General features: G+C 72.1%; 9 protein-coding genes and 1 pseudogene. 3 read left to right on the top strand and 7 right to left on the bottom strand.

The features are described from left to right. The first annotated feature begins 49 nt into the window (after positions 1–49). The 3 genes from VR44_RS04110 to VR44_RS04100 are packed head-to-tail and all read left to right on the top strand — an operon-like array spanning position 50 to position 2,936. Positions 50–280, top strand: coding sequence for a ferredoxin (locus tag VR44_RS04110; RefSeq protein ID WP_045945968.1), 231 nt, complete (start codon positions 50–52; stop codon positions 278–280). After that, complete coding sequence (locus tag VR44_RS04105; protein WP_045945967.1) at positions 270–1,664, top strand: NAD(P)/FAD-dependent oxidoreductase; 1,395 nt, start codon at positions 270–272, stop codon at positions 1,662–1,664. Before VR44_RS04110 ends, VR44_RS04105 begins: the two co-directional genes overlap by 11 nt. Positions 1,665–1,685: 21 nt before the next feature. Continuing rightward, positions 1,686–2,936: a cytochrome P450 gene (locus VR44_RS04100; RefSeq protein ID WP_045945966.1), complete on the top strand. Its 1,251-nt coding sequence runs from the start codon at positions 1,686–1,688 to the stop codon at positions 2,934–2,936. A 22-nt stretch (positions 2,937–2,958) separates the two neighbouring features. Here the strand turns inward: VR44_RS04100 and VR44_RS04095 are convergent, their stop codons facing one another. The 7 genes and pseudogenes from VR44_RS04095 to VR44_RS46830 form a co-directional block, all read right to left on the bottom strand. Beyond that, positions 2,959–3,981, bottom strand: a complete 1,023-nt coding sequence (locus VR44_RS04095) for an ABC transporter ATP-binding protein (protein ID WP_211275016.1) — start codon at positions 3,979–3,981, stop codon at positions 2,959–2,961. Beyond that, positions 3,981–5,597 carry an ABC transporter permease gene (locus VR44_RS04090; RefSeq protein ID WP_045945965.1) on the bottom strand — a complete coding sequence of 539 codons (1,617 nt, stop codon included), beginning with the start codon at positions 5,595–5,597 and terminating at the stop codon, positions 3,981–3,983. Before VR44_RS04090 ends, VR44_RS04095 begins: the two co-directional genes overlap by 1 nt. Positions 5,598–5,653: 56 nt before the next feature. Beyond that, on the bottom strand, positions 5,654–6,754 hold the full coding sequence (locus VR44_RS04085; RefSeq protein ID WP_045945964.1) for a thiamine ABC transporter substrate-binding protein: 1,101 nt from the start codon (positions 6,752–6,754) through the stop codon (positions 5,654–5,656). A gap of 222 nt (positions 6,755–6,976) precedes the next feature. Next, entirely contained in the window at positions 6,977–8,092 is a 1,116-nt protein-coding gene (gene rlmN / locus VR44_RS04080; protein WP_045945963.1) for a dual-specificity RNA methyltransferase RlmN, read from the bottom strand. Positions 8,093–8,227: 135 nt separating this feature from the next. After that, positions 8,228–9,304, bottom strand: coding sequence for a phosphatidate cytidylyltransferase (locus tag VR44_RS04075; protein WP_045945962.1), 1,077 nt, complete (start codon positions 9,302–9,304; stop codon positions 8,228–8,230). Further along, the gene (gene frr, locus VR44_RS04070; RefSeq protein ID WP_045945969.1) at positions 9,304–9,861 is read right to left on the bottom strand and encodes a ribosome recycling factor; all 558 of its coding nucleotides are present in this window, start codon (positions 9,859–9,861) and stop codon (positions 9,304–9,306) included. Before frr ends, VR44_RS04075 begins: the two co-directional genes overlap by 1 nt. A 93-nt stretch (positions 9,862–9,954) precedes the next feature. Further along, positions 9,955–10,112, bottom strand: a pseudogene (locus VR44_RS46830) (UMP kinase); the annotation flags it as partial.

The raw sequence follows: 10,112 nt of genomic DNA, 5'->3' as shown, positions 1-10,112 counted from the left end.
CCTCGGGGGCAGTGCGGGGGTCATCAGGGCATGGAAAGGCTGATGCCTCATGAGGCTCGTCGTCGACCTGAACCGCTGTCAGGGGTACGCGCAGTGCGCGTTCCTCGCACCCGACGTCTTCGCCATGCACGGCGACGAGTCACTGCTCTACAACCCGCAGGCCCCCGACGACCAGCACGACAACGTGGTGCGCGCCGCCCACGCCTGCCCCGTCCGGGCCATCCTCCTGGACGCCATGAACGGGTCCCTCCAAGCCCCGGAGGCCAGCGGTGAACAGTGACGGAGCCCTGGAGCGGCTCAAGCGCGAGGGCCGCATCGTCGTCGTGGGCGCTTCCCTGGCCGGCCTGCGGGCCGCCGAGAAGATGCGCGAGAAGGGCTTCGCGGGTGAGCTGACGATGATCGGCGACGAACCCCACGAGCCGTACGACCGCCCGCCCCTGTCCAAGCAGGTCCTGCTGGGCATGGCGACCGCCGACGGGACGGCCCTGCCGCGCCGCCGGGACATCGACGCGAAGTGGCGCCTCGGGGTACCCGCCGCCGGCCTGGACATGGCGGCCAGCCGGGTCCGGATGGCCGACGGCGACGAGGTGGAGTACGACCGGCTGCTGATCGCCACCGGGGTGCGCGCCCGGCCCTGGCCGAACCCCGAAGAGGCCGCCCTGGACGGCGTCTTCGTGCTGCGCACCCGCGGTGACGCGGCGGCCCTGGAACGCGCCCTCGCGGCCGGGCCGGGCCGGGTCCTGGTGATCGGCGCCGGGTTCACGGGGTCCGAGATCGCCTCCGCCTGCCGGGAGCGCGGCCTCGCCGTCACCGTGGCCGAACGCGCGGACGCCCCGCTGGTCGGCGCGCTCGGCGGGGTGGTCGGAGCCGTGGCGGCCGACATGCACCGCGAGAACGGGGTCGACCTGCGCACCGGGATCATGGTGACGGCCCTGGAGGGCGACTCCTCCGGGCGGGTCCGCGCCGCGCACCTGTCCGACGGCACCACGCTGGAGGCGGAGGTGGTGGTCGTCTCACTCGGCGCCCAGCGCAACACCGAATGGCTCGCCGGTTCCGGGCTCGGCGCGGGTCCGCGCGGCATCGCCTGCGACGCGGGCTGCCGGGCCTTCGACATCATGGGCATCGTCACCGACGACATCTACGTGGCCGGCGACGTCGCCCGCTCCCCGCACGCCCTGTTCGGCTACCAGTTCCTGTCCCTGGAGCACTGGGGAAACGCCGTGGCCCAGGCCGAGACCGCCGCGCACAACATGCTCAGCACGAGCGCCGAACGCAGGCCCCACCTGTGGGTCCCGGCGTTCTGGTCCTCCCAGTTCGGCGTGAACATCAAGTCGGTCGGGGTCCCCTCGATGGGCACGGAGATCATGATCACCCAGGGTTCGCGGGCCGAACGCCGCTTCGTCGGCGTGTACGGCTACCAGGGCCGCGTCATCGGGGCCGTCACCTTCGACCAGTGCCGCTGGCTGGACTTCTACGAGCAGCAGATCGAGCAGACCGCGCCGTTCCCGCCGCCCTACCCGACAGTGGACCGCAGGCCGGAGGGCGAACGTCCGCTGCCCGCGGACTTCCCCGACCCCTCGGTGCCCACGCACGGCCCGACCATCACGCTGAGCGGTCACTCTCCGGCGGACCGGCGGATGACCTTCACTCCGGCGCACAACTGAGCACGAGCACGAGGACCCCTCATGACCCAAGGCATCCTGCGGCAGATCCTCGACTACTCCAGCCGCGCCAACCCTTACCCGCTGTACCAGGAGCTCCGTGCGACCCCGGTGTTCCACGACGGCGACGGCCCGTACGTCATCAGCACCTACCACGAGATCAAGGGCCTGCTGCACGACCCGCGCATCAGCTCCGACTCCCGCAACCTGACGGCGACGGCCGGCGACCCGCTGAACCAGGCGGAGGAGGGCGGGTCGGACGTCCTGCCGCCGTCCTTCCTGAAGCTGGACCCGCCCGACCACGACCGGCTGCGCCGCATGACCAACCGCCCCTTCGGACCGCCGCACTCCCCGCGCCGGGTGGAACAGATGCGCGGCGAGCTCGGCGGCATCGTCACCGGGCTGATCGACACGATCGCCGCGAAGGGCGACCCGGCCCGGATCGACCTGGTGGAGGAGTTCTCCTACCCCTTCCCGGTGACGGTCATCTGCCGGCTGCTGGGCGTGCCGCCCGAGGACGAGGCCCGTTTCCACGTCTGGGCCGACACCCTGGCCGCGAGCCTGGACCCCGATCCCGACGCCGACCCCGCCGAACGCGCCAAGAAGACGGAGGGCGCCCGGATGGAGCTCGGCATGTACCTGGCCGGGCTGATCGAGGAGCGGCGCAAGAACCCGACCGGCGACATGCTCTCGGAGCTGGCCACCGGCCAGGGCCCGGACGGCACGATGAGCACGATGGAGGTCCTCAGCACGGCGGCGCTGCTGCTGATCGCCGGCCACGAGACCACCGTCAACCTGATCACCAACGGCATGCTCACCCTGCTGCGCAACCCGGAGCACCTGGAGCGGCTGCGCTCCGAGCCGAACCTGGCGGTCCCGATGGTGGAGGAGCTGCTGCGCTTCGAGCCGCCGGTGCAGCTGCTGCCGCAGCGCAGCACTCTGGCCGACATCGAGGTGGCCGGGGTGACCATCCCCAAGGGCTCCTCGCTCTGGCTGATCCTGGCCTCCGGGAACCGCGACCCGAAGCGCTTCGAGGATCCGGACCGCTTCGACCCCGACCGCCCGGACGTCCAGCACCTGGGCCTGGGCAGCGGGATCCACAGCTGTTTCGGGGCGCCGCTGGCCCGGCTGGAGGCCGCACTGGCCCTGAGCGAGCTGGCCCGCCGGCTGGAGAACCCCCGCCTGCTGGAGGACCCGCCGCCCTACCGGCAGAACGCGGTCCTGCGCGGCCCCCGCCACCTGCCGGTCGCCGTCGACGGCATCCGGGCGGCCTGACCGTCAGGCCTGAGCGGCAGGCCTAGGCGGCAGGAAGGACGACCACCTCGGAAGGCGTGAAGGCCACCGCGACTCGGTCCCCCACGGCCGGCGCGGCGGTCAGATCGCACTCCGCCTCCAGCGCGGGCCCCGCCTCGGGCCGCAGCAGCAGCGCCACGTGCGTCCCCCGGAAGGTACGGGACTCCACCACGCAGCCCAGCCCGGCCGCGCTCAGCACCACCCCGGCGGGCCGGACCAGCAGCCGCCGCTCCCCCTCCGGGGAGCCCGCCGGTACGGGGACCTTCCCCCACGGGGTCGCGGCCGCGCCCCCGGAGACGGTGGCCGGGACCACGTTCTCGAAGCCGAGGAACCGTGCCACGAACTCCGACGCCGGCCGCTGCCACACCTCCAGCGGGGTCCCCGCCTGCGCGATCCGCCCGTCCCGCATCACCACCACCCGGTCGGCCAGGGCGAAGGCCTCGCCCTGGTCGTGGGTGACGGCCAGCACGGTGGTGCCCAGCCGGGAGAACAGCCCCTGGAGCTCGACCACCAGCCGCTCGCGCAGCCCCCGGTCCAGCTGGCCCAGCGGCTCGTCCAGCATCAGCAGCCTCGGCGAGGGGGCCAGGGCCCGGGCCAGCGCCACCCGTTGCTGCTCGCCGCCCGACAGCGAGGCCACCGCCCGGCGCTGCGCCCCGGGGAGCCCGACCAGCTCCAGCAGGCTCGCCACCCGCTCCTCGTACTCCGGCTTCGCGGAGCCCCGTGCGCGCAGGCCGAAGGCGACGTTCCCGCCGACGTCCCGGTGCGGGAACAGTTGGTGGTCCTGGAACATCAGGCCCACCCCCCGCCGGTGCACCGGCACGCCCGCCTGGTCGGCGCCGGCGAGCAGTACCCGTCCGGCGGAGGGCTGCTGGAGTCCGGCCACCACCCGCAGCAGGGTGGACTTGCCGCTGCCGCTCGGCCCCAGCACACAGACGGTCTCGTGCTCGGCGACCTCCAGGTCCACCGCGTCCACGACCGCCCGGTCGCCGAAGCGGACCGTCACCCCTTCGAGCCGGAGCAGGGTCATCAGAACTCTCCCGAGGTCTTGTCGGGTCGCAGTCGCTCCAGCACCAGCAGGGACACCGCGCACACCAGCATCAGAATCGTGCTCAGGGCCATCGCCTGCCCGTAGTTCATCTCCCCGGCCCGCCCCAGCAGCCGGGCCACGGCCACCGGCAGCGTCGGGTGGTCCGGCCGGGCGATGAACACCGTCGCCCCGAACTCGCCCAGCGAGACCGCGAAGGCGAAGCCCGCCGCGATCAGCACCGCCCGCCGTACGAGCGGCAGGTCCACCTCCCGCCAGACCCGCAGCGGCGAAGCGCCGAGCACGGCCGCCGCCTCCCGCAGCCGCCCGTCGACCGCCCGCAGCACCGGCAGCATGGTCCGCACCACGAACGGCACCCCGACCAGCGCCTGCGCCAGCGGCACCAGGATCCAGGAGGTGCGCAGGTCCAGCGGCGGCCGGTCCAGGGTGATCAGGAACCCGAAACCCACCGTCACCGCGGACACCCCGAGGGGCAGCATCAGCAGCGCGTCGAAGCCCCGGACGAAGCGTCCCGCCCGCCGGGCCAGCGCCGCGGCCGCGAGCCCGCCGACGGCCAGGGCGATGGCGGTGGCGGCGAGCGCGTACTGCAGGGAGTTCCAGATGGCCTCCAGCGGCGGCACCAGAAACGTTCCACCCCCGGCACCGGCCTCCTGGAGCGCCCGGTAGAACCCGAACCCGTACCCGCCCGGGGCGTCCAGGGACCGCTCCACCAGCACGGCGAGCGGAGCCACGATCAGCAGGACCACCGTCAGCAGCACCCCGCCCAGCAGAGCCCGCTGCGCCCAGCCGCGCGGCGGGTGCGCGGTCCGCGCGGGGTCGACGAGCCGCAGCGCGGTCTCCCGCCGGCGCACGGTCCGGGCGTGCACGGCGAGGACCAGCCCGACGGCGGCGAACTGGACCAGCGTCAGCACCGCCGCCGTGGGCAGGTCCAGCAGCTGCGCCGTCTGCCGGTAGACCTCGACCTCCAGCGTGGCGTACCCGGGGCCGCCGAGGATCTGCACGACGCCGAAGGAGCTGAAGGTGAACAGGAAGACCATCAGCGCGGCGGCGGCCACGGCAGGCCCCAGAGCCGGCAGGGTCACCCGCCGCCAGGCCGCGAACCGTCCGGCGCCCAGCACCCGGGCGGCCTCCTCCTGGCGCGGGTCCAGCTGTGCCCAGAGCCCGCCGACCGTCCGGACAACGACGGCGTAGTTGAAGAAGACGTGGGCGAGCAGGATCGCCCACACGGTGGTGTCCAGCCGGACGCCCCACACCTCGTCCAGCAGCCCGCCGCGCCCGACCAGGGCCAGGAAGGCCGTGCCGACGACCACGGTCGGCAGCACGAAGGGCACGGTGACCAGGGCGCGCAGCAGCTGCTTGCCGGGGAAGGAGAAGCGCGCGAACACGTACGCGCCGGGCAGCGCGACGAGCAGGGTGAGCACCGTCGAGGCGAGCGCCTGCCAGGTGGTGAACCAGAGCACGCCGGCGATGTCCGGCTGGGAGAGGACCTCGCCGATCCGGCCGAACTGCCAGCCCTCGTCCGTCCTGAACCCGCGGCCGACGATGGCGGCCACGGGGTAGGCGAAGAACAGCCCGAAGAAGGCGAGCGGCACGGCCATCAGGGCCAGCCTGACGGCGGTCGCCCGCCCGCCCTCCCGCGGGGAGCCGTCGCGTACTACTTCACGACGATCGAGGACCATGCCTTGACCCACTGGTCGCGGTTCTTGGCTATGGTCTCGGGGGCCACGTTCTCCGGCTTCTCGACCACCGCACCGTGCTTGGTGAACACCTCCGGCAGCTTCGCGTCCTTGACCACCGGGTTCACGAACATCTGGAGCGGCATGTCCTCCTGGAACTTCTTGCCGATCAGGAAGTCGATGAGGGCCTTGCCGCCCTCCTCGTTCTTCGCGCCCTTCAGCAGGCCCGCGAACTCGACCTGGCGGAAGCAGGTGCCGGTGGCCACGCCCGTGGGGGCCTCGGCCGGCTGGGGCTCGCCGTAGAGGACCTCGACCGGCGGGCTGGAGGCGTAGGAGACGACCAGCGGGCGGTCGCCCTTGGCCTTCTTGCCGCCGGCGGAGCCGGAAAAGCGCTCGTTGTAGGCCTGCTCCCAGCCGTCGACGACCTCGACGCCGTTGGCCTTCAGCTTGCTCCAGTAGTCCTTCCAGCCGTCCTCCCCGTACTTGCCGACGGAGGCGAGGAGGAAACCGAGGCCGGGCGAGGAGGTCGCGGCGTTCTCGGTGACCAGCAGGTTCTTGTACTCCGGCTTGACCAGGTCGTCCAGCGTCTGCGGCGGGGCGATCTTCTTGTCGGCGAAGTAGGCCTTGTCGTAGTTGACGCAGATGTCGCCGGAGTCGACCGGGGTGACCCGGTGCTGCTTGTCGAGGACGTACTCGGGCTTGACCCCGTCCAGGCCCTTGGCCTCGTAGGGGGTGAAGATCCCGTTGTCGAGGGCCCGGGAGAGGAGCGTGTTGTCGACACCGAAGAAGACGTCGCCGCGCGGGGAGCCCTTGGTGAGGATCTCCTGGTTGAGGGCGGCGCCGGCGTCCCCGGACTTCAGCACCTTGACGGTGTAGCCGCTCTGCTGCTCGAACTCCTTGAGGACCGGCTCGCTCACGTTGAAGGAGTCGTGGGAGACGAGGGTGACGGTCTTGGACTTCGGCGATCCGCTCGCCGCGGCCCCGTCGTCCTTCTTGGTACCGCCGCCGCAGGCGGCGAGCGTGCTGACGCCGAGGGCCGCGGCCAGCGCCGCACCCGCGATCTTCTTGGTGGTGCTCACGGTTGATTCCTCCTGGGTATGACCAGGAGAAGACGCGGCCCCGCCCGGGCGCTCTGGAAGGAGCGGTGCGCCCGGGCAGGGCGCAACAGCTTGAGGTGGTGACCGAACTTCCTACCCAGAATGACCTGGGCGAGGTTCAGAGGGTCTGCGGCCTGACGGTATGCCGCACTCTCAGCGCTGTGGCGCTCCCCTGTCGGAATATGCAGATGTACGCGGGCCAGCCTACCGCTCGCTCGCCGCGAGCTGTCCGCACGCTCCGTCGATCTCCTGGCCCCGGGTGTCCCGTACGGTCACGGGCACGCCGTGCCGGGCGATGGCGTCGACGAAGGCCTTCTCGTCCTCGGGGCGCGAGGCGGTCCACTTCGAGCCCGGCGTCGGGTTCAGCGGGATCAGGTTGACGTGCACGCGCTTGCCCTTGAGCAGCCGGCCGAGCAGGTCGCCGCGCCAGGCCTGGTCGTTGATGTCGCGGATCAGGGCGTACTCGATGGAGATCCGGCGGCCGGACTTCTCGGCGTACTCCCAGGCCGCGTCGAGGACCTCGCGGACCTTCCAGCGGGTGTTCACGGGGACCAGGGTGTCGCGCAGCTCGTCGTCCGGGGCGTGCAGGGAGACGGCGAGGCGGCACTTGAAGCCCTCGTCGGCGAACCGCAGCATGGCCGGGACCAGGCCGACGGTGGAGACGGTGATGCCGCGCTGCGACAGGCCCAGGCCGTCGGGCTCGGGGTCGGTGAGGCGGCGGATGGCGCCGACGACGCGGTTGTAGTTCGCGAGCGGCTCGCCCATGCCCATGAAGACGATGTTCGACAGGCGGGCCGGGCCGCCGGGGACCTCGCCGTCGCGCAGGGCGCGCATGCCGTCGACGATCTGGTGCACGATCTCGGCGGTGGAGAGGTTGCGGTCGAGGCCGGCCTGGCCGGTGGCGCAGAACGGGCAGTTCATGCCGCAGCCGGCCTGCGAGGAGATGCACATGGTGACCCGGTCGGGGTAGCGCATCAGGACGGACTCCACGAGGGTGCCGTCGTGCAGCTTCCACAGGGTCTTGCGGGTGGTGTCGTCGTCGCAGCTGATGTGCCGGATGACGTTCATCAGCTCCGGCAGCAGCTCCTGCTGCAGCTTCTCGCGCGAGGCCGCCGGGATGTCGGTCCACTCCGCCGGGTCGTGGGCGTAGCGGGCGAAGTAGTGCTGGGAGAGCTGCTTGGCCCGGAACGGCTTCTCGCCGATCGCGGCGACCGCCTCGCGGCGCTCGGCCGGGGTGAGGTCGGCGAGGTGCCGGGGCGGCTTCTTGGCCCCTCGCGGGGCGACGAAGGTGAGCTCACCCGGAGCGGGACGGGGGGCCATGCGGTACTCCTCGGTACGACGGGGTGGGGGTCACCCCGCGCGTGCAGGGCCGGTCCGCGGCGGCTCGGCCGCAAGACGGAAAGGGCGCGCCGCGTGAACACGGCGCGCCCTCCAGGATAACCCGGCCCGGACCCGTCAGCCGGTGCCGACGAAGGCCGCCAGCAGCAGCCAGACCACCGGAGCGGTCGGCAGCAGCGAGTCCAGGCGGTCCATGATGCCGCCATGGCCCGGCAGCAGCGTGCCCATGTCCTTGATGCCCAGGTCACGCTTGATCATCGACTCGCCGAGGTCGCCCAGGGTCGCGCTGACGGCGACGGCCAGGCCCAGCAGCAGGCCCTGCCACCAGGAGCCCCCGTCGATCAGGAACTCCATGCACAGCGCGCCGGCGCCCATCGCGAAGGCCACCGCCCCGAAGAGCCCCTCACGGGTCTTGCCGGGGCTGATGCGCGGCGCGAGCTTGGTCTTGCCGAAGCGCCAGCCGACGGCGTACGCCCCGGTGTCGCTGACGACGGTCAGCAGCAGGAAGGTCACCACCCGCTGCGGGCCGTCCTCGGCCGTGAGCAGCATCGCGACGAAGGTGGCCAGGAAGGGCACGTAGAACGCCGCGAAGACGCCCGCGGTGACGTCCTTGAGGTAGTCCTCGGGCGGTTCCGTCATCCGCCACACGAGCACCGCCAGCGCCGTCAGGGCCATGGCGACCCAGGCGCCCTCGGCCCCCCGGACGTAGCCGGCGATGACCATCGCCGCACCGCCGACCGCGAGCGGGACCAGCGGGGCCTTGATGCCCTTCTTCTCCTGGAGCCGGGAGGTGAGCTCCCACAGGCCGACGACGACCGCGACGACGATCACGCCGACGAAGACGGCCTTCACGATGAACAGCGAAGCGAAGATCACCGCGCCGAGGCCGACGCCGACCCCTATGGCGGCCCGCAGGTCCCGCCCTGCGCGCTTCTTCTGCGGCGGGGGCGAGGCGTCCTGCGGTGCCTGCGGAGGCGGGGGCGGGGGGCTGGGCATGGGCTCCTGCAACGGCATCTCGGTACGGAGCGGGGGGCCGCCGGCGAAGGCGGCCCCCCGATCGCGTGCTTCCCGGTCGTCGAACGCACGGCCGGCGGCATCGGGCACGATGGGCATGGGCGCAGTCTGCGGGCCCACCAGCGCATCGTATGCGGGACCCGCCGGTACCGGCTCAGCGGCCCAGGGAGAGTCGTTCATCAGACCTCGAGGAGCTCGGCTTCCTTGTGCTTGAGCAGCTCGTCCACCTGCGTGACGTACTTCGCGGTGGTGTCGTCGAGCTCCTTCTCGGCGCGGCGCACCTCGTCCTCGCCGGCCTCCTTGTCCTTGACCAGCTTGTCGAGGGCGTCCTTGGCCTTGCGGCGCACGGAGCGGATCGAGACGCGGGAGTCCTCGGCCTTGGTCTTGGCGACCTTGATGAACTCCTTGCGGCGGTCCTGCGTCAGCTCCGGGAAGGTCACCCGGATGATGCGGCCGTCGTTGCTCGGGTTGACGCCGAGGTCGGAGTCGCGGATCGCCTGCTCGATGTTGCGCAGCGCGGAGGCGTCGAACGGGGTCACGATCGCCATGCGCGGCTCGGGCACCGCGAAGGAGGCGAGCTGGTTGATGGGCGTGATGGCACCGTAGTAGTCCGCCACGATCTTGTTGAACATCGCCGGGTGCGCACGGCCCGTGCGAATCGCGGCGAAGTCCTCCTTGGCGACAACGACGGCCTTCTCCATCTTCTCCTCGGCCTCGAGGAGGATTTCTTCGATCACCACGTGCTCCTGCATGTCTTGAGTGGATGGTTCAGGCGGGCGGGGCGGACCGGGCCGCCCGGACCGGGCCCCGCGGGGCCCGGTGCGACGGGCTCAGGCCCGGGTGCCCTGGTCGCTCACGAGCGTGCCGATCTTCTCACCCTTGACGGCGCGGGCGATATTGCCTTCGGCGAGCAGTTCGAAGACCAGGATCGGGAGCCGGTTGTCGCGGCACAGCGTGATGGCCGTGGCGTCGGCGACCTTGAGGTCCC

It is taken from the genome of Streptomyces katrae (assembly GCF_000966975.1).
GTDB classification, from domain to species: domain Bacteria; phylum Actinomycetota; class Actinomycetes; order Streptomycetales; family Streptomycetaceae; genus Streptomyces; species Streptomyces katrae.
The sequence above is the reverse complement of the archived record's forward strand: the minus strand, read 5'-3'. Positions and strand labels throughout refer to the sequence as shown.

Coding starts and splice junctions, on each gene's coding strand:
- VR44_RS04095 (WP_211275016.1), bottom strand. CDS start 3,981: ATGACCCTGCTCCGGCTCGAAGGGGTGACGGTCCGCTTCGGCGACCGG.
- VR44_RS04090 (WP_045945965.1), bottom strand. CDS start 5,597: ATGGCCGTGCCGCTCGCCTTCTTCGGGCTGTTCTTCGCCTACCCCGTG.
- rlmN (WP_045945963.1), bottom strand. CDS start 8,092: ATGGCCCCCCGTCCCGCTCCGGGTGAGCTCACCTTCGTCGCCCCGCGA.
- VR44_RS04075 (WP_045945962.1), bottom strand. CDS start 9,304: ATGAACGACTCTCCCTGGGCCGCTGAGCCGGTACCGGCGGGTCCCGCA.
- VR44_RS04110 (WP_045945968.1), top strand. CDS start 50: ATGAGGCTCGTCGTCGACCTGAACCGCTGTCAGGGGTACGCGCAGTGC.
- VR44_RS04100 (WP_045945966.1), top strand. CDS start 1,686: ATGACCCAAGGCATCCTGCGGCAGATCCTCGACTACTCCAGCCGCGCC.